Source organism: Streptomyces sp. NPDC051963 (assembly GCF_044593495.1).
GTDB lineage: Bacteria > Actinomycetota > Actinomycetes > Streptomycetales > Streptomycetaceae > Streptomyces.
The window spans coordinates 691,495-713,014 of sequence record NZ_JBIUCC010000002.1; the positions used below are offsets into that span (position 1 = coordinate 691,495).

Below are 21,520 nucleotides of genomic sequence, written 5' to 3' on the forward strand. Positions count from 1 at the left end.
ACCCCTTGCCCTGAAGTGCACTCCAACTCATAGCGTCCCCGCTCATGGAGAAGATCTCGCACACCAGGACACTCGGCCGCACCGGCATCGAAGTCAGCGCTCTCGGCTTCGGCTGCTGGGCCATCGGCGGTGAGTGGCAGGACCCGGACGGGCAGCCGCTCGGCTGGGGCAAGGTCGACGACGAGGAGTCCGTACGGGCCGTCCGGCGCGCCCTCGATCTCGGCGTCACCTTCTTCGACACCGCCGACGCCTACGGCACCGGACACAGCGAGCGCGTCCTCGGCCGGGCGCTCGGCAAGCGGCGCGCGGACGTGGTCGTCGCCACCAAGTGGGGCAACGTCTTCGACGAGGAGACCCGCACCCTCACCGGCGGCGACGACTCACCGGCGTACGCCCGCCGCGCCCTGACCGCCTCCCTGCGCCGCCTCGACACCGACTACGTCGACCTCTACCAGCTGCACCTGTCCGACGCCGACCCCGACAAGGCCGCCGAACTCCGCGACATGTGCGAGGAGTTCGTGGCGGAGGGGCTCATACGGTCGTACGCCTGGAGCACCGACGACCCCGCCCGCGCCGCCGTGTTCGCTCAGGGCGCCCACTGCGCGGCCGTACAGCACCGGCTCAACATCCTTCAGGACGCGCCCGAAATGCTCGCCCTGTGCGAGGAGTCGGGGCTCGCCAGCATCAACCGCAGTCCGCTCGCGATGGGGTTGCTGACCGGGAAGCGGGCCGCGGGGCAGGCCCTCGACGCCGGGGACATCCGCAACACTCCGCCCTCCTGGCTGTCCGGCTTCTCTCAGGGGGCGGGCGCGGACCCGGAGTGGGTGCAGCGGGTCGACGCGCTCAAGGAGATCCTGACCAGCGGCGGACGTACGCCCGCCCAGGGCGCCCTCGCCTGGATCTGGGCGCGCAGTCCGCGCACCGTGCCGATCCCCGGGTTCCGTACGGTCGTCCAGGCCGAGGAGAACGCCGGCGCGATGGCCCAAGGGCCGCTCACCGCCGCGCAGTTGACCGAGATCGACGGCATCCTGGGACGGTGAGCGGCCAACCCGGCCCTACGCCACTCTCTGCTCCGTCAGCGTCAACCGGCCCGCCTTGATGGTGGCCAGGCGTGGCGCGCGGCGGGCGATCGACGAGTCGTGGGTGACCAGGACGAAGGTCAGGCCGTACTCGTGCCACAGACCTTCGAGCAGGCCCATGATGTCGTCGCGGGTGCCCTCGTCGAGGTTGCCGGTGGGCTCGTCGGCGAGCAGCACCTTCGGCTTCTTGACCAGGGCCCGCGCGATGGCGACGCGCTGCTGCTGGCCGCCGGACAGCTCCGACGGCGCATGGCGCAGCCGGTCGCCGAGGCCGACCGAGCTGAGCGCCTCGGCGGCCCGCTCGCGCCGCTCCCCGGGCTTCACACCGAGCGGGACGAGGGCCGTCTCGACGTTCTCCTGCGCGGTCAGGGTCGGGATGAGGTTGAACGCCTGGAAGATGATGCCGATCTTCTCGGCGCGCATCCTGGTCAGCTTGGCCTCGCTGATGCGCGCGAGGTCGACGCCGTCCAGCTCGACGCTGCCGGAGGACGGACGGTCCAGGCCGCCGATCATCTGGAGCAGCGTCGACTTGCCGCCGCCGGTGGGGCCCTGGATGACGAGCTGGTCGCCGTCCTCGATCGTGAGGTCGACGCCGCGCAGCGCCTCCACCGTCTCCTTGCCCCGTGTGTATCTCTTGGTGACGTCGGTGAGCTTGTACATGGGATGAACTCCGTGACTGGAAGAAGGGGGTGGGGCGCCGCGTCCCGGGGGAGTGGACGCGGCGCCCCGGATCAGGGGCGTTACGAGACGCTGCGGAGCGCGTCCGCCGGGCGCATGCGGGAGGCGCGCCAGCCGCCCATCGCTCCGGCGATCAGACCGCCGGTCACCGCGAGGCCGACCGCGAGCGCGATCGTGGTGATCGAGACGGGCGCGGACAGCGCGATCTCCATCGTGTTCGCCGCCGCCTGCTGCCCGGGGCCGCCTCCCATGCCGCCACCGCCGGGGCCGCCGCCCATGCCGCCGCCACCGCCGGTCGAGCCCAACTGGGCTTCCAGCGTCGGGCTGATCGCCGTCACCGTGTACGCGGCGATCAGACCCAGCGCGATACCGAGCACCCCGCCGAGCAGACCGTTCACCATCGACTCGCCGACCACCTGCCGGGTCACCTTTCGGCTCGGCCAGCCCAGCGCCTTCAGCGTGCCGAACTCCCGCACCCGGCGCGACACCGCCGACGAGGTCAGCAGCGCGGCCACCAGGAACGCCGCCACGAGCACCGCGATCGACAGCCACTTGCCGACGCTGGTCGCGAGGTTGGAGGCGGTGGAGAGGGAGCCGGAGACGGTCTCCGCGAGGTCGGCGGAGGTCGTCACCGTCGTACCGGAGATGTTCTTCTGGATCGCCGACTTCACGGAGTCGATCTGCTGCGAGTCGGACGCCTTGACATAGATCGTGGTGACCTCGTCCTTCGAGTCGCCCAGCGTCTGCGCCTGCTTCAGCGGCAGGTACACGTCGGTGGTGGACTCGCTGCTCTCGGGCGTCGCGATACCGATGATCGTGTACTTGGTGTCGGAGATCGTGAGGGTCTTGCCGACCTTGTACTCGTTCTCGTTCGCGTACGACTTGCTGAGCACCGCGACCTTCGCGTTGGTCTGCGTCGCCGTGAACGTCTTGCCGGAGGTGATCTCCGAGCCGGCCAGCGGGCCGAGGCCCTGGTTCGTGACGTCGACGCCGGCGACGGAGTAGGAGTTCACGTCGAAGGAGGCGCCGCCGCCCTGGACCCGGGGCTGGGCGGTGGAGCCGCTCGCGCCGCCACCCGGGCCGCCCTGCGTCTGGCCGCTGTCCTGCGACTCCGCCTGGCCCTGCGTGAACGAGCCGTTGACTTTGGTGACGTTCAGGGTGAGGGCACCGACCGCGTCCGCCACGCCGTCCTGCGCGCCGACCTTCTGCACCAGTGAGGCGCTGAGGGACTGGCCCCCTTGCGTCATCACGCGGTCCGAACTCTGTTCCTCGTCGTCTTCCGACCCGGCGTCGAATTCGAATCTGGGACCGCCCGAACCGTTGTCGGTGGGCGCCGATCTCGCCTTGGTGACCGTCATGTCGGTGCCGAGACCGTAAAGCGACTTCAGGACCTTGTCCTGCGCCTGTTGCATGCCGGCCGACACCGAGTTGACGGTGATGACCAGCGCGATTCCGAGCGCCAGACCCATCGCGATGACCAGGGCCGCCTTTTTGCGACGGCTCAGCTCGCGCTTGAGATAGATGCCAAACATCCCGTTCCTCGAAGGTTCTTGGCGCCCGCTGTGGGCGCGGACACACGCTAGGGACGAACCTTTGAGCAGCCGTGAACAAGGGATGTGCATGACCTGAGAAGGGATGTGTGCGAGCTGAGAGTTTCCCGGATTCGAGGATTCGAGGATTCGGGAAATGTGCGCACGTTCGCGGACGTTTATGGCAGCCGCTCCATGGCCCGGTGCGTACCTCGCGGTCCCACGCGAGGCCACCCCCACCCGGTGCCGTGGAGCGGCTGCCACATCCCCCCTCGATGTGGTCACGGAAGCAGTGCATTCCAACTGTGAAGCTCTTGTGGAGAGGAGTCGAGCATAGGCCTCCCACCGGGCGCTACGCAGTGGACGGTCACATTCCGGTTGTGCAAGTTGTGAAACCTGTGGTCCAGGGACGGGCTCAGCCGCGGCCGACGTACGGCATCGCCGTCGCCAGCACCGTCGCGAACTGCACGTTCGCCTCCAGCGGCAGCTCCGCCATGTGCCGCACCGTGCGCGCCACATCGGCGACGTCCATCACGGGCTCCGGCGCCACCGAGCCGTTCGCCTGGAGCGCGCCCGTCTGCATCCGGGCCGTCATCTCGGTCGCCGCGTTGCCGATGTCGATCTGGCCGACGGCGATGCCGTACGGCCGTCCGTCCAGCGACAGCGCCTTGGTGAGGCCGGTCAGTGCGTGCTTGGTCGCGGTGTAGGCGACGGACTGCGGTCGGGGCGTATGGGCGGAAATAGACCCGTTGTTGATGATCCGGCCGCCCTGCGGGTCCTGCTCCTTCATCTGCCGGTACGCAGCCTGCGCGCACAGGAACGCCCCGTTGAGGTTGGTGTCCACCACATGCCGCCAGGCGTCGTACGACAGCTCCTCCACCGGCACCCCGCCGGGACCGAACGTCCCCGCGTTGTTGAACAGCAGGTCCACTCGCCCGAACCGGTCCGTGGTCGCGGCGAACAGCGCGGCCACGTCCTCCGGCCGCGACACATCCGTCCGTACGGCGATGGAGGCGCCCTCGGGCACCAGCGCCGCCGTCTCCTCCAGCGTCTCGGGGCGGCGGCCCGCCAGCGCCACCGACCAGCCCGTGCGCAGCAGTTCCACGGCGACCGCGCGGCCGACGCCGGAGCCGGCGCCGGTCACCACGGCGACCTGGGCTCCGCCGTGCGTCCGGGATTCCGTATGCGATGCATTCATGAGGCCGCAGCGTAAGCGCTCCACCGGGGGTGCCGCTGTAGGTCGTCGGTCGTCTGCGGGTCCGTTGTGGCTGGTCGCGCAGTTCCCCGCGCCCCTGAGGGGCGCGTCCGCACCGTGGAAATCATTGGGCCGCCATCTGGGTGTTGTGTACGTGCCAAACGTGAGTCGTTCGGGGTCACTGCAATACCTCCTGCATCCAATTGCCAGGGGAGGACCGGATGACACCCGAACTCCGCGAAGCCGCACGGCATCTGAGCCGTCGTCGCTTCCTGACCGTCACCGGCGCGGCCGCCGCGCTCGCCTTCGCAGTGAACCTGCCTGTCGCAGGCACCGCGAGCGCAGCCGAACTCGACGCCGCGCAGCTCACCGACGACCCGTTCACGCTCGGCGTCGCGTCAGGCGACCCGCAGCCCGGCTCCGTGCTGCTGTGGACCCGGCTCGCGCCCGCCCCGTTCCAGCCCGACAGCGGCCTGCCCGCCGCACGCGTCACCGTCCGGTGGGAGGTGGCCCGCGACGAGAAGTTCCGCCGGATCGCCAGACGCGGTACGGCGACCGCCCACCCCGAGTTCCACCACACCGTGCATGTCGCGGTCGACGGCCTCGACGAGGCCCGCGTGTACTACTACCGCTTCCGGGTGGGCCGTTGGGTCAGCCCGACCGGCCGCACGCGCACCGCTCCGGGCAACGGCGGCAAGGTCTCCGCGCTCACCTTCGGCGTGGTCTCCTGCCAGCGCTACGACCAGGCCTACTTCACCGCCTACCGGCACCTCGCCGAGGACGACGTGGACCTCGTCTTCCACCTCGGCGACTACCTCTACGAGTACCCGGTCACCTCCGTCGGCGGCGCCCGCGCCTACCCGGCGGGCACGCTGCCCGACCTGCTCAACCGCGAGACGGTGACGCTGGAGGACTACCGGCTCCGGTACGCGCTCTACAAGTCGGACGCCGACCTCGCGGCCGCCCACGCGGCCCACCCCTTCATCGTCACCTGGGACGACCACGAGACCGAGAACAACTACGCCGACGACATCCCGGAATCCGGGGGATCGTCGGAGGAGTTCCTGATCCGCCGGGCCGCCGCCTACCGCGCCTACTGGGAGAACATGCCGCTGCGCCGCCCCCAGCAGCCCGACGGCCCCGACCTCCGGCTCTACCGGCGTCTGCACTGGGGCCGGCTCGCCCAGTTCGACGTACTCGACACCCGGCAGTACCGCTCCAACCAGGCGTACGGCGACGGCTGGCAGTTCCCCGGGCCGGAGTCCGAGGACCCGACGCGCACGCTGACCGGCGACGTGCAGGAGCGGTGGCTGATCGACGGCTGGCACCGCTCCCGCGCCCTGTGGAACGTGCTGCCGCAGCAGGTCACCTTCTCCCGCCGGTTCAACAGCACCACGCTGCCCTCCCAGGTCTCCATGGACTCCTGGGACGGCTACCCGGCCTCCCGCGAGCGCGTCCTCGCCGGCGCCGACGCGGCCGGCATCGAGAACCTCATGGTCCTCACCGGTGACGTGCATGTGAGCTTCGGCCTCGACATCAAGCGGGACTTCGACGACCCCGACTCACCGACCGTGGGGACCGAGATCGTCGCCACCTCGATCGCCAGCGGCGGCAACGGCTCGGCCAGGCCCGCCAACTGGGCCACCAACATGGCGGCCAACCCGCACATGAAGTTCTACAACGGGCTGCGCGGCTATGCGACGGTCGAGCTGGGCCGGGAGTCGGCGCGGGCCGACTTCAAGACGATCGCGTACGCGACGAGGCCGGACGCACCGCTGACGACGGCCGCCTCCTTCGTGACGGAGGCGGGGGCGCCGGGGCTCAAGCCGGTGTAGCCGCCGGGGCGTCGTCCTCGCCGGGGTAGCGGACGCCGATGCGGTCCCGGATCGCGTCGAGCGTCCGCATCACTGCGAGGGTGCCGTCGAGCGGGATGACCGGGGACTCGGTCTCGCCGGCCCGCAGGGCCCGCATCACCTCGCGGGCCTCGTACTTGAGGCTGTTGTGCGGGCCGGTGGACGGATCGTGGGCGAACACCTCAGGCTCGCGGCCGTCCCGGTGCAGGACGAAGCGGTCGGCGTGGAAGAAGCCGGACGGGATGTCGATGCGGCCCTGCGAGCCGGTGACCGACGCGGAGACCGACGTACCGCCGACGACGGAGCAGTGCACCGAGGCGAGAGCGCCGCTCTCCCACGAGAGCAGTGCTCCCGTCTGAAGGTCGACGCCCTCCTCCGAGAGCACCGCCCGGGCCGCGACGTCCGAGGGCTCCCCGAGCAGCAAGTGCGCGAACGACACCGGATACACGCCGAGGTCGAGCAGCGCGCCGCCGCCCTGCGCGGGGTCACGGAGCCGGTGCGAGGGCGGGAAGGGGCCCGCAAGCCCGAAGTCGGCCTGCACAGTGCGCACTTCGCCGATCCCGCCGTCGTCGACGAGGGCCTTCAGCCGCCGGATCACGGGATTGCAGTACATCCACATGGCCTCCATCAGGAAGCTCCCGCGCTCCTTCGCCAGCGCGACCAGCTCCTCGGCCTCGCGGGCGTTCAGCGTGAACGCCTTCTCGCACAGCACGTTCCGCCCGGCCTCCAGGCACAGACCGGCGGCCGCCCGGTGCGCCGAGTGCGGGGTGGCGACGTACACGACATCGATGTCCTCGTCGGCCGCGAGGGAGCCCCAGTCGCCGTACGCCCGAGGGATGCCGAACCGTTCCGCGAACGCCTTCGCCGAGTCCGAGGTCCGCGAGGCCACCGCCACCACGTCCGCGTCGGGCAGATCGACCAGATCCGCCGTGAACGCGGCCGCGATCCCGCCGGTCGCCAGGATCCCCCACCGCACGTTCTCCGCCGTCATCCCGTCCCGCCCTCGTTCATGTGACCCCAGCCACTGTGTTCGAACTGAGAGCATAGGTGCCGTATCGAGGAGAGAGGGAGGGCACATGCCCGAGCGTGGGGCGTCCGGGGCATCCATACCGAAGAGACCCGACGAGACACAGGCGGCCGTACCGGAAACGGAACCGGCCGCCCGTGCCGTGCGCCGTACCGGACTGCTCGTCACCCTCATCCTCGGCGGTCTGACCGCGGTGCCGCCGCTGTCGATGGACATGTACCTCCCGGCCCTGCCGGAGGTCACCGGGTCCCTGCACGCGTCCGCCGCGACCGTCCAGCTCACGCTCACCGCCTGTCTGGCCGGCATGGCGTTCGGACAGCTGGTGGTCGGTCCGATGAGCGACAAGTGGGGACGGCGGCGCCCGCTGCTCATCGGCCTCGCGGTCTACATCGTCGCCACCGTCCTGTGCGCGGTGGCGCCCACCGTGGAACTCCTGGTCGCCTGCCGGCTGGCCCAGGGACTCGCGGGCGCGGCCGGCATCGTGATCGCGCGAGCGGTCGCCCGCGATCTGTACGACGGCATGGCCATGGCCCGCTTCTTCTCCACCCTCATGCTGATCTCGGGGGTCGCGCCGATCGTGGCACCGCTGATCGGCGGGCAGATCCTGCGGGTGACCGACTGGCGGGGCGTGTTCGTCGTGCTCGCACTCGTCGGAGTGGCGCTGACCGCCGTCGTCTGGGTGAAACTGCCCGAGACGCTGCCGCCCGCCGAACGCCACAGCGGCGGCACGGGCGAGGCCCTGCACGCGATGCGGCGGCTGCTCGCCGACCGCGCCTTCTCCGGCTACATGATCGCGGGCGGCTTCGCCTTCGCCTCCCTCTTCGCCTACGTCTCCGCCTCGCCGTTCGTGATCCAGGAGATCTACGGAGCCTCGCCGCAGACCTTCAGCCTGCTGTTCGGGCTCAACTCGGTCGGCCTGATCGCCGTCGGCCAGATCAACGGGAAGGTGCTGGTCGGGCGGGTCAACCTCGACAAGGTGCTGGGCATCGGACTCGTCGTCGTCATCGCCGCCGCGACCGCGCTGCTGCTGATGTCCCTGGACGTGTTCGGCGAGGTGGGGCTGGTGCCGGTGGCCGCCGCGCTGTTCGTGCTGATGTCCGCCATGGGCATCACCCTGCCCAACACCCAGGCCCTCGCCCTCATGCGCACCCGGCACGCCGCCGGCTCCGCGTCCGCCCTGCTCGGCACGTCCTCCTTCCTCATCGGCGCGGTCGCCTCCCCGCTGGTCGGCGTCGCCGGAGAGGACACCGCCGTCCCGATGGCCGTCGTCCAACTGGCGGCGGCACTGGTGGCACTGGCCTGCTTCATGGGAATGTGCCGTCCTTGGAACAGACGTACGGATATGGAGGGAGCGGGGAGCTGAGCGCGCCCAGACTGCGCAGCGGCACACCGGAACGGGCCGGACTCGACCCCGGGGAACTCCGCCATCTCGTCCGCGAGGTGGGCAACCTCACCGACGGCGAACGCCCCTGGGCGGCGGGCACCGTCCTGGTCGCCGGGCGCGGGCCCGTCATCGCCGTCGAGGAGGCGGCCGGCTGGGCCGTACGGTACGAGGCCTACGACCCGGAGGCCGACGCGGGCCTGGAGCTGCCGCCGGGCGACCGGGTCCCGATGACGGTCGGCACCCCCTTCGACATCGCGTCCCTGACCAAGTTGTTCACGGCCGTCGCCGCCGTGCAGCAGATCGAGCGGGGGACGCTCGGCATCGACGCGCGCGTCGGCGCGTATCTGCCGGACTTCCGGGCGGCGGCCGCGCACGGCATCACCGTCCGCCAACTGCTCACCCACACCTCGGGGCTGCGGCCCGAACTCCCGCTGTACGACTGCGCCGACGACACCGCACGGCTGGCGCTCCTGCGGGCCGAGGCCCCCGTCGGCGTGCCCGGCACCTACTGCTACTCCGACCTCAACCCGCTCCTCCTCCAGCACCTCCTGGAACGCATCACCGGCCGCACCCTCGACGTCCTCGTCCACGACGGCATCACCCGACCGCTGGGGATGACCGCGACGGCCTACGGCCCCTGCCCCGACGCGGCCGCCACCGAGGACCAGCGGCGGCCTTGGGCCAAGGCGGACCGGGGCATGCTGCGGGGTGTGGTCCACGACGAGAACGCGTGGGCGCTCGGCGGCGTGGCGGGTCACGCCGGCCTCTTCTCGACCGGCCCCGACCTCGCCGTGTTCTGCCGGGCCCTCCTCGCGGGCGGCTCCTACGGTCCCGCCCGCATCCTCGGCTCCGACTTCGTCGAGCTGCTGCTGGGCCCGCCCGGGCTGGGTTTCGCGGTGGACCAGCCGTGGTTCATGGGGCAGTTGGCGGGGGAGGGCGCCGTCGGGCACACCGGCTTCACGGGGACGTCGCTGGTCCTGGACCCGGCGACCGACACCTTCCTGGTCCTGCTCGCCAACACCGTCCATCCCCGGAGACGGGCTGCGGACAGCGGGCCGCGGGCGAGGGCGGGGACGCGGATGGCACGGGCGGTGCGGGGGTGACGCAGAGGATTTCTCGCCCCCGCCGCCCCTACCCGTCCCGTCCCTGGGGGCTGCGCCCCCAGACCCCCTTGTCCTCAAACGCCGGACGGGCTGGATTTGAGGACTTGCGCTGAAATCCAGCCCCTTGGGGGTCCCCCCTCTGGGGGAGTTTGAGGAGCGGGGGTCCAGGGGGCGCAGCCCCCAGGGACGGGACGGGTAGGGGCGGCGGGGGCGAGACAAGTCCAGGCCCGCACCGACGCCGGTCGCACTCGTAGAATCTCCGCGTGAACGCCCCCGCCCACCCGGCCGAGACCCTGCGCACGACACTCGCCACCCTCCTCGACGGCCTCCCGCCCCGCCAGGCCGCGCAGGCCGTGGAGCGCCTGATCGCCAACTACCGCGGAGCCACCCCCACCGACGCCCCCATCCTCCGCGACCGCGCAGACGTGGCGGCCTACGCCGCCTACCGCATGCCCGCGACCTACGAGGCAACGCACGCCGCACTGGACGCGTTCGCGCAGGCCGTGCCGGAGTGGGCGCCCGGCAGCCACATCGACGTCGGCGGCGGGACGGGCGCCGCGACCTGGGCGGTCACCGCGACCTGGCCCGGCGAGCGCAGCGTCACCGTCCTCGACTGGGCCGAACCCGCCCTCGCGCTGGGCAGGGAGATCGCCGCCGCCAACCCGGCCCTACGGGACACCCGCTGGCAGCGCTCCCGAATCGGAGCGGCGCTCAAAATCGAGAGCACTGATCTCGTCACGGTCTCCTACGTCCTCAACGAACTCACCGCGACCGATCGCACCACCCTCGTCGACACCGTCGCCGACGCCGCGCAGGCCGTCGTGATCGTCGAACCCGGCACCCCCGACGGCTACACCCGCATCATCGAGGCCCGCGACCGCCTCATCACCGCCGGCTTCCACATCGCCGCCCCCTGCCCGCACAGCGCCGCCTGTCCCATCGTCCCCGGCACGGACTGGTGCCACTTCTCGGCCCGCGTCAGCCGTTCCTCGCTCCATCGCCAGGTCAAGGGCGGCTCCCTCGCCTACGAGGACGAGAAGTTCGCCTACGTCGCCGCCACCCGCCTCCCGGTCACCCCGGCCCCCTCCCGCGTCGTACGCAAGCCGCAGATCCGCAAGGGCCAGGTTCTCCTCGACCTCTGCGAAACCGAGCCCGCCCTCCACCGGACCACGGTCACCAAGCGCCACGGCGACCTGTACAAGGCGGCCCGCGACGCGGCATGGGGCGACGCCTGGCCCCCTCCGGCGGAGGACGCGGAGTACTAGGACAGGGTCGCCCAGCGGCGCAGGGTCGCGACTGCCGTGGCACGGTCGGCGGGGGACAGGTCCGCGAGCCTCACGTGGTGGTTGGTGTCCGGCGCCCACAGGACGCGTGAGTCGTGGGCGCCGGGACGGAAGGGCTCGGCGACGGCCGGGTCCTGCGTGCCATTGACGAAGAGCAGCCGGCCGCCGCGCCGGCGGACCCAGTGGTCGATGTCCGGCATGGCGTCGGGGTCGAAGCACAGCGGGATGTCGCGGGGCACGAAGCTGCGGGGTTCGATGGCGGCCGGATGGCGGAGCAGGTCAGCGAGATGGGCGGTGGGGACGCTCAAGTACCCCATCTGCGTGCCTAGTTGGTACCAATAGGGGATGTAGTGCACCGCGATCTCGTCGGCGTACACGGGCAGCGCGGCGGTGCGCTCCAGCCATCCGTACAGCTCGTCGGTGGTGGCGTCCGGGCGGGGGATGGTGCCGCCGTCCCCGGTGCCGTTCTGCCAGAACATGAACAGCACGCGCAGTACGGCGATTTCGAGCGCCTTGTCGGCGCTGCCGATGATGCGGAAGCCGGTGCCGGTGGAGGCCGCCCAGGCCTGGTAGCGGGCGACCATCTCGGGACGGCGCAGGAGGATCTCGCGCTGGATCGTCTTCAGGGCGTCACGGGTCTCCGGGCTGCCGATGCGCTCCAGGAAGCGGAGGTAGGCGGAGTCGTCGCGGTCGTCGACGTTGTTCGGGGCGGAGTAGGCGACGGTGCCGTGCACGTCGTCCGGGTGGAAGCGGCGGTGGTAGACGCTCGCCATACCGCCCTTGCTGCCGCCGGTGGAGATCCATGCGCCGCGGTACAGCCCGCGGAACAGGCTGACGACTCGGTGGTGGTCGTCTGCGGCCTGCCGGATCGTCAGGTGGGAGTAGTCGGGGGTCGCCGGGCGGGACGTACCGAAGTAGCGGTGCTCGACCTGGAGTTGGTTGGCGTCGAGCAGAACGGTCGGCTCGGCCCGCCAGGGCGTGAGGTTCGCCTCGTACCCGGTCGAGGCCAGCACGGTGGGCCGGACGGTCGAGGTGTGCAGCAGGGTGAGGCGCTGTTCGAAGGCGCCGGCGGCGGGGTCAGTGTGGTCGACCGGCTGGCGCAGGGCGAGGACGAAGAAGCGGTACCCGGGCTCGGCGCCCGGCCGTTCCTCGATCAGCCGCAGTCCCGGCAGGGACCGTAAGGCATCCGCCACGTCGCCGTCGCCGTTCCCTGCGCGGACCCGGCCGGTGGCCGCCTGTGCGGGCACGGCGGTCGCGGCGGCGAGGGTCAGGCCCGCTGCCCGGGCCGTCGAGGTGAGCAGACGTCGTCTCGTCCATGTGCGCATCAAGATGTCTCCCCGGTGTCGCTGACCGTTTCAGTACAGCCACCGGACACCGGGGAGAGATCCCGCGCTTGGGGGGACTGGCTCCCCCGGGCGGGGGAGACGCGGTCACGATGAGGTGCCCGCGTCGCCTCCCTTTTCGCGCTGTTCCTGGAGCTTGCGCAACAGCTCCCGCTTCTGTGCCTGGGGATCGACGGACCCTCCGACGCGGCCGCCGCGTGCGCCGCCGCGCAGCGCGTCCCGGCCGAGATTCCTGCGGGTACCGCCGACTCCGAGCATTCCTCCGCCTCGCGTCATCGCGGGCTCCTTCCTCACCACTGCGTTAAACGAGACGTCTCGTCTCGCCTTGACGAACACCACTGTCCAACGAGACGCACCGTCTTGTCAACCTGATAGATTCGATCCATGGCCAAGAACTCCGCCCTCGAGGCGCCCTCTCCCGCCAAGACCGCCCCCGACTCCACCCGCCGCAGCGAGAAGTCCCGTCGCGCCATCTACGACGCCGCCATCGAGCTCGTCGCGGAGGTCGGCTACCCCAGGACCACCATCGAGGGCATCGCCGCCCGTGCAGGCGTCGGCAAGCAGACGATCTACCGGTGGTGGTCGTCGAAGGCGGACGTCCTGCTGGAGGCCTTCCTCGATCTCAGCGAACAGGCGTCGCGGGAGGCGGGCTCGGAGGAGCCGTACGTCATTCCGGACACCGGTGACCTCGCCGCCGACCTCAAGGCCGTGCTGCGGCTCACCGTCGACCAGCTCAAGGACCCCCGGTTCGAGGCGCCGTCCCGTGCCCTGGCCGCCGAAGGCGTGGTCGACGAGAAGCTCGGCCGGATCTTCATGACCAAGCTCCTCGAACCCTCGCTCCTGCTGTACGTCGACCGGGTGCGGGCCGCCCAGGACGCCGGACAGGTGCGCCAGGACGTCGATCCGCGCATCGCCCTGGAGCTCTGGGTCTCACCCCTCGCCCAGCGCTGGCTCCAGTACACGGGCCCGATCTCCTACGAGTACACCGACACCCTCGTCGACTACGCCCTGTACGGTCTGGCGCCCCGCTGAATCCCGCCAAAGCGGTCGATGACCCTCTATTCAGGAGCCGCACCCACCTCGTCCCACCTACCCCGGATGTGAGCTCCGGCCCCCCGAAGCGCAGGATGGTGGGACCATAGGGCATGCTGTCCGCACAACGGCGAGGGCGAGGGGATAGATGAGCACGGAGTTCGGCGGTCGTTCCGGCCGGCAGGGCAAACTCTCCCAGTGGCTGCGCGGACGCCGCCCGAAGGAGGCCGCCGGCGACGGCGGCCGTGAGGACCTGCTGCTGGCCGCCGCCGGATCGGGCCTGCCGCTCGCGCCCGCCGCGCACCCGGCCCCCGGCTACCGCTGCTCCTGCGACCGCGTCGGCTGTCCCACCCCGGCCCGCCACCCGATCTCCTTCGCCTGGCAGACGCAGTCCACCACCGACCGCGCACAGATCGAGCGCTGGGCCCGGCATCAGCCGCAGGCCAACTTCATCACCGCGACCGGCATGGTGCACGACGTCCTCGACGTGCCCCTGGAAGCCGGGCGTGAGGCGCTGGAGCGGCTGCTCGACGCCGGCATCGAGGTCGGCCCGGTCGCCGAGAGCTCCGACGGCCGCCTGCTGTTCTTCACCCTCACCCGGGGCACCCCCGAGGACGAGGACGAATGGTGGCCCTGCGAGCTGGACTGCCACCCCGAGACGGCGGACGAGCACCCCGGCCTGCGCTGGCACTGCCGCGGCTCGTACGTCCTCGTGCCGCCCGCCCGGCTCCCCGGCGACGACGGCCAGTCCGTGCACTGGGTGCGCGGCCTGGAGCATCCGCTCCCCGACCCGCTGAGCATGCTGGAAGTCCTCACCGACGCCTGCGCCCGCTACGCCGGCGAGGAGCCCGACCACGCGTCCGCGGCCTGGCCCCTCCGCCACTGAGGACCGTACGAAGAGCGACTGCCGTATGAAGCGCGGCTGTCGTACGGAGAGCGGCTACTCGCCCTTCGCCGACGTGAGCCCCTGGATCCGGCCGAGGATCGTGACCTTCCCGGGCCCCTTCGGGTCCAGCGCCACCTCGTTGGAGACGAACTCCATCGTCAGCGACTGCTTGATCTCACCGGTCGTCAGCGCCAGCACATCGTCGAGCGGTGTCGGCACCGACGTACCCGCATAGGCCGTCTGCTTCTCGTAGTGGCGGGTGGTGAAGAACACCAGCGCCCCGCCGTCCTTCGTGCGCACCGCCAGCGGCGCGTAGTCGCCGTTCGTCAGCGGCTCGTCGATGAACTGGGTGACCAGACCAGGCTTCTTGGCGTCCTTCTGCCGCTCCGCTCGCCATCCGCTGGTGTGCGAATTCGCCGCGAAGGCCGACTCCCCGCCGTCCTTGAGGTACTTGGCGTACTCCTGGCTCAACTTCGCCGGTTCCGCCGCCAGTTCGACGGAGTCCGCGGGCACGGCCTCGGCGAACCCGTCCGCGTCCTTCTTGAACTCCGGTACGTCGTCGGGCGCGACCAGCGTCAGATACGCCACCTCCCACGCCTCGTCGAGACCGCCGCGGGTGAACACGAACAGCCAGCGTGCGCTGCCCCCCTTGTTGGCCGCCGCGTCGGCGACGAACCAGCGCGGCCAGCCCGCCTTCTCGACGATCGTGTACGACACGTCCGACAGCTTCAGCGGCGAGTGGTTCGGATTCCCCTCGGGGCTGCCCGCCTGCCCGGCCTTCAGCCGCGCCGCGTCGATGTCGGCCAGGGCGCCGGTGACATGATCGGCGTCCAGGGAGCTGTCGTACGCCTTGTCGGCGTCGTTGTATGCGGTCGTGAACTGCTGGAGCGCCTTGGCGGCTTCGGCCCGGGTGGCCGCGGGGAGGACCTCGCGCTCCCCGTGCACCACCATGCATCCGCTCGCCGTCAGCGAGATGGCCGCCATCGAAGCCGCCATCAGCGCGTTCCGCTCAAGCTTGCCGGCCCTCCGGGGGCCGCGAAGCCTGATCATCGGCTACCTTCACCTTCCGTTACCGAGAGTCTTCAGACTCGTGGCATTCCGACCATTTCTGCTCGGAAGGTCCGTTCCCGCTCCTCCTGGAGCGGGACTACGGTGCACGCTTCACCGCCGACAGCCCGGGCAAGGCCAGGTCTTACACCGGCTCCACGTACGTTTTCGGTCTCCGAGCCACTCCCGGCGACCAAACCCCAAGGGGGCAACGTGTTTTGCCTGCCGTCGCAGGGACACAGCAGCTGGGCGGCTTGGCTTTCGCCGACCAGCACGTGTGACCCTACCAACTGAGACCGACGACTGCCGAGGAACATCGAAAACTCAATCGGCAGCTTGCACCGCCTTCCTGGAGGCGAACCCTACCGGGGCGAAGAACAACGCGAGCGTCGGGATCAAGTACAGCAGCCACACCGTGACCTGGAGGACGGTCGGGTCCGGCTGGAAGTTGAAGACTCCCTTGAGGAGGGTGCCGTACCAGCTGTCCGGCGGGATGGTGCCGCTGATGTCGAAGGACTTGTCGTTCAGGCCCGGCAGCCAGTCCGCCTCCTGGAGATCATGGAAGCCGTACGCCAGGACGCCCGCCGCCACGACGACCAGCATCGCGCCGGTCCAGGTGAAGAACTTGGCGAGATTGATGCGCAGGGCACCCCGGTAGAACAGCCAGCCCAGGACGATCGCGGTGAGGATGCCCAGGGCCACGCCGACCAGCGGACGCGGCGTCCCGTCGCCCGCCGCGCGGACCGACGCCCACACGAACAGGGCCGTCTCCAGGCCCTCGCGGCCCACCGCCAGGAAGGCCGTCGCGACCAGGGCGCCGGTGCCCATCTGGAGGGCGGCGTCGAGCTTGCCGTGCAGTTCGGCCTTCAGATGCCGGGCGGTGCGCCGCATCCAGAACACCATCCACGTCACCAGACACACCGCGAGGATCGACAGCGAGCCGCCGAGCGCCTCCTGTGCCTCGAACGTCAGCTCCTGGGAGCCGAATTCGAGCGCGCAGCCGAAGCCCAGCGCGATCGCGACCGCGACGCCGATACCGATCCAGATCGGCTTCAGCGCGTCCCTGCGGTCGGTCTTCACCAGATAGGCGATGAGGATGCAGACGACGAGGCTGGCCTCCAGGCCCTCCCGCAGACCGATCAGGTAGTTGGAGAACACGGCTACGCCTCCTCGGAGAACAGCGTCCGGCCCCACCAGTCGCCCGAGTCGCGGACGCCGGGCGGGATCGCGAAGATCGCCGAACCCACATGCTGGATGTACTCGTTGAGGGTGTCCGGCGCCAGGCTGCGCTGGATCGGGATGAAGCCCTTGCGGACGTCCCGCTGGTACGCGAGGAAGAACAGGCCCGCGTCCAGCCGGCCCAGGCCGTCCGTGCCGTCGGTGAAGGAGTAGCCGCGGCGCAGGATCGTCGCCCCGTCGTTGGAGTCGGGGTGCGCGAGCCGGACGTGCGCGTCGGGCAGCATCGCCTTCAGGAACGGCTCGTCGCGCTCCTTGGCCTTGCCGACCGGGGCGCCCTCGCCCTTGTCGCGGCCGATGATGTCCTCCTGCTCCTGGAGCGAGGTGCGGTCCCAGGTCTCGATGTGCATCCGGATACGCCGGGCGACGAGGTAGGAGCCCCCGGCCATCCAGGCGGAGCCGTCCTTCCCGTCCGCCCACACGAACTTCTTCAGTCGGTCCGTCTCCGTGCCCGCGATGTTGCGGGTGCCGTCCTTGAAGCCCATGAGGTTGCGCGGGGTCTGCTCCTCCGGCGTGGTCGAGGACGTTTTGCCGAAGCCGAGTTGGGACCAGCGGATGACGACCTTGCCGAAGCCGATGCGGGCGAGGTTGCGGATGGCGTGCACGGCGACCTGCGGGTCGTCCGCGCAGGCCTGGATGCACAGGTCGCCGCCGCTGCGGTTCTTGTCGAGGTTGTCGCCGGAGAACTTCGGCAGCTCGACCAGGGCCTCGGGGCGTGCGTCCGCCAGCCCGAACTTCTCGAACAGGGAGGGCCCGAAGCCGATCGTCAGCGTCAGCCGCGACGGCTTGAGGCCCAGCGCCTCGCCGGTGTCGTCCGGCGGCGCCTCGGCGAGACCGCCGTACGCACCCTCACCGACCGTCTGCCCGGCCGTCATCCGCCGCGCGGCCACCGTCCAGTCCTTCAGCATCCGTACGAGCTCGGCGCGGTCGTCGGTCTTCACGTCGAACGCGGCGAAGTGCAGCCGGTCCTGCACGGGCGTGGCGATACCGGCCTGGTGCGTGCCGTGGAAGGCGACGGCCGCGCCCGACTCGGCGCCGACCGGGTCGACGTCGCTGCTGGTGCGGGCCATCGCCACCGCACCGCCGGCCGCGGCGGCACCGAGCGCGAGGCCGGCACCGCCCCAGCCGATCAGTGCACGTCGGGACGGGGGTTTCGAGGGTTCGGTTGCTTCTGTCGTGTTTGTTGCGTTTGTTGTGTTCGTCGCATCTGTCGTGTCGGCCATGTCTGCCATGAGGGCCCCCTACCTCACTTCACGACGACTGCGGCGGCCAGCTTGGACAGGGGCTCGGCGAGCGCGTTCACCGCGTCGGAGAGCTCCTTCTGCTCGGCCTCGCTGACCTTGTCGTACGAGGTGAAGTCGTACTGTGTTGAATTCGGCTCGTCCGCCCGGTACTTGTCCAGCAGCGTGTTCAGCGCCGCGAACTGCTTGTCCAGCTCCGTCACCAGCGCCGCGTCGTTCTCCTTTGCGACGGGCTTCAGCAGGTCGTACGACTCCTCCGCGCCCTCGACGTTGGCCTTGAAGTCGACCAGGTCGGTGTGGGAGTAGCGCTCCTCCTCGCCGGTGACCTTGCCGGTGGCGACCTCGTCGAGGAGCTCCTTGGCGCCGTTGGCCATGGAGGTCGGGGTGATCTCGGCCTTGCCGACCCGCTTCTGCCAGTCCGTGAGGTCGGTGATCAGCTGGTCGGCGAGCTCGGAGTCGCGGGCGGTGAGCTTCTTGTCCTTCCAGAGCGAGCGCTCCAGGCGGTGCCAGCCGGTCCAGTCCTTCTCCAGGTCCTGGCCCTCCTCCAGACCGTCCTCGCGCAGGTCGACCTTGGGGTCGATGTCACCGAAGGACTCGGCGACCGGCTCGGTGCGCTCCCAGCCGATACGGGAGGGCGCGTACGCCTTCTTCGCGGCCTCGATGTCGCCGTCCTTCACCGCCTTGGCGAACGTCTCGGCGAGCGGCAGCGTCTCGTCGGCCTGGGCCTGGACGTACTCGCGGTAGGCGGCGACGGCCTTGTCGAGACGCGCGTCGCGCTTGGCGACGGTGCCGCCTGTGACCTTGATGTCCTGGCGGATGCCGTTGCCCTTCATGCCGGGCTTGCAGGCGATCTGGTAGTCGCCCGCCTTCACTTCGGCGGTCACCCGCTGCTTGGTGCCGGGGCCGATGTTCTCGCGCTCGGTCACCACCCGGTCGTCCGGGAAGAGGATGTAGACCTCGTTGACCTTGGAGCCCTTGTTCTCGATGGCGAGCTCGACGTGTCCGGCCGGGACCTCGTTCTTGGACACCTCGCACTTGTCGTCCGTCGCGGTCACGTTGATCACGTTGTCCCCGCTGCCCGAACCGCCCTTCTCGGTGCAGGCGGTGACGGCGGTCAGCGCCGCCGCGGTGGCGACGGCGGTGATGACGGAGAGTCTGGCGGCGCGCATACAGGCTCCATGAGGGTGGCGAGGGTGGTGAGGGTGGCGAGAAAACGCTTACAGGGAACTCACAGCTATGGCTAGGCTCGCCTAACTTATCCGAGCCTTACCCGCGTGATACCCGGTCGTGCCGTGATTCAGCTCTCATGGGCCGTGTCGGACGGTGTTTGAGCACGAGGCGATCACGGTGGCTCAAACCGGACCCCACGGAAGGGTCAAGGGTGCGTCAAAGGTCGCGTCTTGGGGTGACCAGGACCGCGCCCGTGCGGGGGTGCGGCAGTACCTCGACCGGCTGGTCGTAGACCTCGGACAGCAAGCCGTCCGAGAAGACCTCTTCGGGCGGGCCGTCCGCGGCCAGCTTTCCGGCGCGCAGGATCGCGACCCGGTGCGCGTACGCCGCCGCGAGGCCCAGGTCGTGCAGGACGACGACCACCGCGTCTCCGGCCCGCGCCCGCTCCCGGCACAACCGCAGCACCAGTTCCTGGTGTTTGAGGTCGAGGGCCGCCGTCGGTTCGTCGAGCAGCAGTAGCGGTGCGCGCTGGGCGAGTACGCGGGCGAGCGCGACCCTGGCCCGCTCGCCGCCGCTCAGCGCCGAGAACGGGCGGGCGGCGAATCCCGTCACCTCGGCCCGGGCCATCGCTTCCGCTACGGCGGCGTCGTCGTCCTCCGCTCCGACTGCCGCCCAGGGGGCGCGGCCCATCCGGACCACCTCCTCCACCGTGAACGGGAAGGACAGCGCCGCCGACTGCGGCAACACGGCTCGGCGCAGGGCGAGTTCGGGGGCGGACCAGTCCCGTGCCGGGCGGCCGTGAATCCGTACGAGCCCCTCCGCGGCGGGGAGGTCGGCGGCCAGGGCGCCCAACAGGGTGGACTTTCCTGCGCCGTTGGGGCCGACGAGGGCGAGTACCTCGCCGGCTCGGGCTGTGACGGACACTCCGTGGAGGACGGGGCGGGAGCCGAGGCGGACGTGGAGGGACTGCGCTTCGGCGAGGACGTCGCCTGGTTCGGCGGGGGTGGGAGGGGTGGGGCGGGGGCGGAGGAGTCTCATGGCGGGGTCCTTGGGAGGGTTCGGAGGGCGGGGTGCGTTGGCAACTGAGGGCGAGGTCACCCACCTGGGGGCGCGGGGAACTGCGCGACCAGCCCCCACGCACCCGCAGACGGCACACAACCCCTCCTCAGGCCCAACCCCCTTGCCTCCGTCGCGTCCTGCGCAGCAGCCAGAAAAAGAACGGACTGCCGAGAAGCGCGGTCAAAACCCCCAGCGGAAGCTCCGCCGGCGCCGCCACAGTCCGCGCAGCGAGATCCGCCCCGAGCAGCACCACCGCGCCCCCCAGCGCACTGCCCGGCACGAGAAACCGATGCCCGGGCCCCGCGGCCATGCGTAGCAGATGCGGTACGACGAGACCGACGAAGCCGATGACGCCGGCGACGCTCACCGCCGCGGCCGTCAGCAGCGCGATGACGAGGATGAGTACGATCCGCAGCCGCTCCACGTCCACGCCCAGGTGCCGGGCGGGCCGGTCGCCGAGTGCGAGGAGGTCCAGGCGGCGCGAGTACAGCGGTGCGAGCAGGAGGCCGATCGCCGCGCAGGGCAGTACCGCGAGCACCTTCGGCCAGGTCGCCTGGGCGAGGGAACCCAGCTGCCAGAAGGTAATCTGGTTCACCGCGGCGGTGTCGGCGAGGAAGATGAACAGGCCGACGAGCGCTCCGCAGAACGCGTTCACCGCGATGCCGGTGAGGATCAGCGTCACGACTTCCGTACGGCCGCCCGAGCGGGACATCCCGTACACCAGCAGGACGGTGGCGAGACCGGCGACGAAGGCCATCGCCGGGAGGGTCCAGTTGCCGAAGAAGGTCAGGCCGAGCGCGATCGAGGCCACCGCGCCGACCGCCGCGCCCAAGGAGACGCCGATCGTGCCCGGTTCGGCCAGCGGATTGCCGAACACGCCCTGCATGAGCGCGCCCGCGCAGCCCAGGGAGGCGCCGACGAGCAGTGCGAGCACGATGCGCGGGAAGCGGACGTTCCAGAGCACGGACTCCGCGACCTGGTCCAACTCCGTGCCGCCCAGCCCGGCTTTGTGCTGTACGGAGCCGAGAACGTCTCCTACGGGGATGGGGTACGCGCCGATTCCGGCGGCGACCGGGATGAGCACGAGCAGCGCGACGAGCAGGCCTGTGGTGAGGAGCCAGGTCGTGCTGTGGCGTCTTCGGGTGGTGGTGGTCGGCTCGGGCGGGGCGTTCGTTTGGGTTTGGTCTTCTACTACGGTCATGTCGCCTTAGGTTAGCCTTGCCTTTGCTCGGTATCGGGTGTGTAGCGCCTTCGGTTTCGGGTGGGGTCGGGGGCGGGGGGGGGGGGGGGGCGGCGCCGGCCCCCCCCCCCCCCCGGTAGACCACAAACCCCCCCCGGAGGACCCCCACACCAGCCGGGCCCACCCCCCCCCCCC

At 70.7% G+C, this 21,520-nt stretch carries 19 protein-coding genes; 7 read left to right on the forward strand and 12 right to left on the reverse strand.

Going from position 1 to position 21,520, the window contains the following annotated elements:
• The first annotated feature begins 44 nt into the window (after window positions 1–44).
• On the forward strand, window positions 45–1,040 hold the full coding sequence (locus ACIHFB_RS09555) for an aldo/keto reductase (RefSeq protein WP_365276916.1): 996 nt from the start codon (window positions 45–47) through the stop codon (window positions 1,038–1,040).
• Window positions 1,041–1,055: 15 nt separating this feature from the next.
• Here the strand turns inward: ACIHFB_RS09555 and ACIHFB_RS09560 are convergent, their stop codons facing one another.
• The 3 genes from ACIHFB_RS09560 to ACIHFB_RS09570 all read right to left on the reverse strand — a co-directional run bounded on the left by ACIHFB_RS09560 (window position 1,056) and on the right by ACIHFB_RS09570 (window position 4,484).
• Window positions 1,056–1,739, reverse strand: coding sequence for an ABC transporter ATP-binding protein (locus ACIHFB_RS09560; RefSeq protein WP_365276919.1), 684 nt, complete (start codon window positions 1,737–1,739; stop codon window positions 1,056–1,058).
• An 80-nt stretch (window positions 1,740–1,819) separates the two neighbouring features.
• Window positions 1,820–3,289 carry an ABC transporter permease gene (locus ACIHFB_RS09565; RefSeq protein WP_400126212.1) on the reverse strand — a complete coding sequence of 490 codons (1,470 nt, stop codon included), beginning with the start codon at window positions 3,287–3,289 and terminating at the stop codon, window positions 1,820–1,822.
• A gap of 412 nt (window positions 3,290–3,701) precedes the next feature.
• Window positions 3,702–4,484 (reverse strand): SDR family oxidoreductase, encoded by a 783-nt coding sequence (locus ACIHFB_RS09570; RefSeq protein ID WP_365276925.1) that lies wholly within the window; start codon window positions 4,482–4,484, stop codon window positions 3,702–3,704.
• Window positions 4,485–4,702: 218 nt separating this feature from the next.
• Between ACIHFB_RS09570 and ACIHFB_RS09575 the strand changes: the two genes are divergently transcribed.
• Window positions 4,703–6,316, forward strand: a complete 1,614-nt coding sequence (locus ACIHFB_RS09575; RefSeq protein ID WP_365276928.1) for an alkaline phosphatase D family protein — start codon at window positions 4,703–4,705, stop codon at window positions 6,314–6,316.
• Here the strand turns inward: ACIHFB_RS09575 and ACIHFB_RS09580 are convergent.
• Entirely contained in the window at window positions 6,303–7,325 is a 1,023-nt protein-coding gene (locus ACIHFB_RS09580) for a Gfo/Idh/MocA family oxidoreductase (RefSeq protein WP_365276931.1), read from the reverse strand. The genes ACIHFB_RS09575 and ACIHFB_RS09580 overlap by 14 nt on opposite strands.
• Window positions 7,326–7,410: 85 nt before the next feature.
• On the opposite strand from ACIHFB_RS09580, the gene ACIHFB_RS09585 reads away from it, so the two are divergent.
• From ACIHFB_RS09585 to ACIHFB_RS09595, 3 genes are all read left to right on the forward strand, one after another.
• Window positions 7,411–8,724, forward strand: coding sequence for a multidrug effflux MFS transporter (locus ACIHFB_RS09585; RefSeq protein WP_365276934.1), 1,314 nt, complete (start codon window positions 7,411–7,413; stop codon window positions 8,722–8,724).
• The gene (locus ACIHFB_RS09590) at window positions 8,676–9,848 is read left to right on the forward strand and encodes a serine hydrolase domain-containing protein (protein ID WP_365276937.1); all 1,173 of its coding nucleotides are present in this window, start codon (window positions 8,676–8,678) and stop codon (window positions 9,846–9,848) included. Before ACIHFB_RS09585 ends, ACIHFB_RS09590 begins: the two co-directional genes overlap by 49 nt.
• 263 nt (window positions 9,849–10,111) lie before the next feature.
• On the forward strand, window positions 10,112–11,113 hold the full coding sequence (locus ACIHFB_RS09595) for a small ribosomal subunit Rsm22 family protein (RefSeq protein WP_365276939.1): 1,002 nt from the start codon (window positions 10,112–10,114) through the stop codon (window positions 11,111–11,113).
• Here ACIHFB_RS09595 and ACIHFB_RS09600 read toward each other — a convergent pair.
• Both ACIHFB_RS09600 and ACIHFB_RS09605 read right to left on the reverse strand, forming a co-directional pair.
• Window positions 11,110–12,456 (reverse strand): S28 family serine protease, encoded by a 1,347-nt coding sequence (locus ACIHFB_RS09600; RefSeq protein ID WP_365276942.1) that lies wholly within the window; start codon window positions 12,454–12,456, stop codon window positions 11,110–11,112. The two genes, ACIHFB_RS09595 and ACIHFB_RS09600, sit on opposite strands and share 4 nt — an antisense overlap.
• Window positions 12,457–12,561: 105 nt before the next feature.
• Window positions 12,562–12,750, reverse strand: a complete 189-nt coding sequence (locus ACIHFB_RS09605; RefSeq protein WP_365276945.1) for a DUF6243 family protein — start codon at window positions 12,748–12,750, stop codon at window positions 12,562–12,564.
• A gap of 108 nt (window positions 12,751–12,858) precedes the next feature.
• On the opposite strand from ACIHFB_RS09605, the gene ACIHFB_RS09610 reads away from it, so the two are divergent.
• Together ACIHFB_RS09610 and ACIHFB_RS09615 are read left to right on the forward strand one after the other, a co-directional pair.
• Window positions 12,859–13,506, forward strand: a complete 648-nt coding sequence (locus ACIHFB_RS09610; protein ID WP_365276948.1) for a TetR/AcrR family transcriptional regulator — start codon at window positions 12,859–12,861, stop codon at window positions 13,504–13,506.
• Between the two features lie 148 nt (window positions 13,507–13,654).
• Window positions 13,655–14,392, forward strand: a complete 738-nt coding sequence (locus ACIHFB_RS09615; protein ID WP_365276951.1) for a bifunctional DNA primase/polymerase — start codon at window positions 13,655–13,657, stop codon at window positions 14,390–14,392.
• A 54-nt stretch (window positions 14,393–14,446) separates the two neighbouring features.
• Here ACIHFB_RS09615 and ACIHFB_RS09620 read toward each other — a convergent pair whose 3' ends face one another.
• The 6 genes from ACIHFB_RS09620 to ACIHFB_RS09645 all read right to left on the reverse strand — a co-directional run bounded on the left by ACIHFB_RS09620 (window position 14,447) and on the right by ACIHFB_RS09645 (window position 21,346).
• Window positions 14,447–15,442 carry a hypothetical protein gene (locus ACIHFB_RS09620; protein WP_365276954.1) on the reverse strand — a complete coding sequence of 332 codons (996 nt, stop codon included), beginning with the start codon at window positions 15,440–15,442 and terminating at the stop codon, window positions 14,447–14,449.
• Window positions 15,443–15,763: 321 nt separating this feature from the next.
• Entirely contained in the window at window positions 15,764–16,597 is an 834-nt protein-coding gene (gene efeU / locus ACIHFB_RS09625; RefSeq protein WP_365276957.1) for an iron uptake transporter permease EfeU, read from the reverse strand.
• A gap of 2 nt (window positions 16,598–16,599) precedes the next feature.
• Entirely contained in the window at window positions 16,600–17,898 is a 1,299-nt protein-coding gene (efeB, locus tag ACIHFB_RS09630; RefSeq protein WP_400126760.1) for an iron uptake transporter deferrochelatase/peroxidase subunit, read from the reverse strand.
• Window positions 17,899–17,921: 23 nt separating this feature from the next.
• Window positions 17,922–19,085, reverse strand: a complete 1,164-nt coding sequence (gene efeO / locus ACIHFB_RS09635; protein ID WP_365276960.1) for an iron uptake system protein EfeO — start codon at window positions 19,083–19,085, stop codon at window positions 17,922–17,924.
• 217 nt (window positions 19,086–19,302) lie between these two features.
• Window positions 19,303–20,124, reverse strand: coding sequence for a heme ABC transporter ATP-binding protein (locus tag ACIHFB_RS09640; protein ID WP_365276963.1), 822 nt, complete (start codon window positions 20,122–20,124; stop codon window positions 19,303–19,305).
• 127 nt (window positions 20,125–20,251) lie between these two features.
• On the reverse strand, window positions 20,252–21,346 hold the full coding sequence (locus ACIHFB_RS09645; RefSeq protein ID WP_365276966.1) for an iron ABC transporter permease: 1,095 nt from the start codon (window positions 21,344–21,346) through the stop codon (window positions 20,252–20,254).
• Between the last annotated feature and the right edge of the window lie 174 nt (window positions 21,347–21,520).

Bases quoted from the DNA above. Each gene is read 5' to 3' on its own strand.
- ACIHFB_RS09555 (WP_365276916.1), top strand. From the start codon at position 45: ATGGAGAAGATCTCGCACACCAGGACACTCGGCCGCACCGGCATCGAA.
- ACIHFB_RS09610 (WP_365276948.1), top strand. From the start codon at position 12,859: ATGGCCAAGAACTCCGCCCTCGAGGCGCCCTCTCCCGCCAAGACCGCC.
- ACIHFB_RS09585 (WP_365276934.1), top strand. From the start codon at position 7,411: ATGCCCGAGCGTGGGGCGTCCGGGGCATCCATACCGAAGAGACCCGAC.
- efeB (WP_400126760.1), bottom strand. From the start codon at position 17,898: ATGGCCGACACGACAGATGCGACGAACACAACAAACGCAACAAACACG.
- efeO (WP_365276960.1), bottom strand. From the start codon at position 19,085: ATGCGCGCCGCCAGACTCTCCGTCATCACCGCCGTCGCCACCGCGGCG.
- ACIHFB_RS09615 (WP_365276951.1), top strand. From the start codon at position 13,655: ATGAGCACGGAGTTCGGCGGTCGTTCCGGCCGGCAGGGCAAACTCTCC.
- ACIHFB_RS09570 (WP_365276925.1), bottom strand. From the start codon at position 4,484: ATGAATGCATCGCATACGGAATCCCGGACGCACGGCGGAGCCCAGGTC.
- ACIHFB_RS09600 (WP_365276942.1), bottom strand. From the start codon at position 12,456: ATGCGCACATGGACGAGACGACGTCTGCTCACCTCGACGGCCCGGGCA.
- ACIHFB_RS09565 (WP_400126212.1), bottom strand. From the start codon at position 3,289: ATGTTTGGCATCTATCTCAAGCGCGAGCTGAGCCGTCGCAAAAAGGCG.
- ACIHFB_RS09640 (WP_365276963.1), bottom strand. From the start codon at position 20,124: ATGAGACTCCTCCGCCCCCGCCCCACCCCTCCCACCCCCGCCGAACCA.
- ACIHFB_RS09560 (WP_365276919.1), bottom strand. From the start codon at position 1,739: ATGTACAAGCTCACCGACGTCACCAAGAGATACACACGGGGCAAGGAG.
- ACIHFB_RS09580 (WP_365276931.1), bottom strand. From the start codon at position 7,325: ATGACGGCGGAGAACGTGCGGTGGGGGATCCTGGCGACCGGCGGGATC.
- ACIHFB_RS09605 (WP_365276945.1), bottom strand. From the start codon at position 12,750: ATGACGCGAGGCGGAGGAATGCTCGGAGTCGGCGGTACCCGCAGGAAT.
- ACIHFB_RS09645 (WP_365276966.1), bottom strand. From the start codon at position 21,346: ATGACCGTAGTAGAAGACCAAACCCAAACGAACGCCCCGCCCGAGCCG.
- ACIHFB_RS09575 (WP_365276928.1), top strand. From the start codon at position 4,703: ATGACACCCGAACTCCGCGAAGCCGCACGGCATCTGAGCCGTCGTCGC.
- ACIHFB_RS09620 (WP_365276954.1), bottom strand. From the start codon at position 15,442: ATGATCAGGCTTCGCGGCCCCCGGAGGGCCGGCAAGCTTGAGCGGAAC.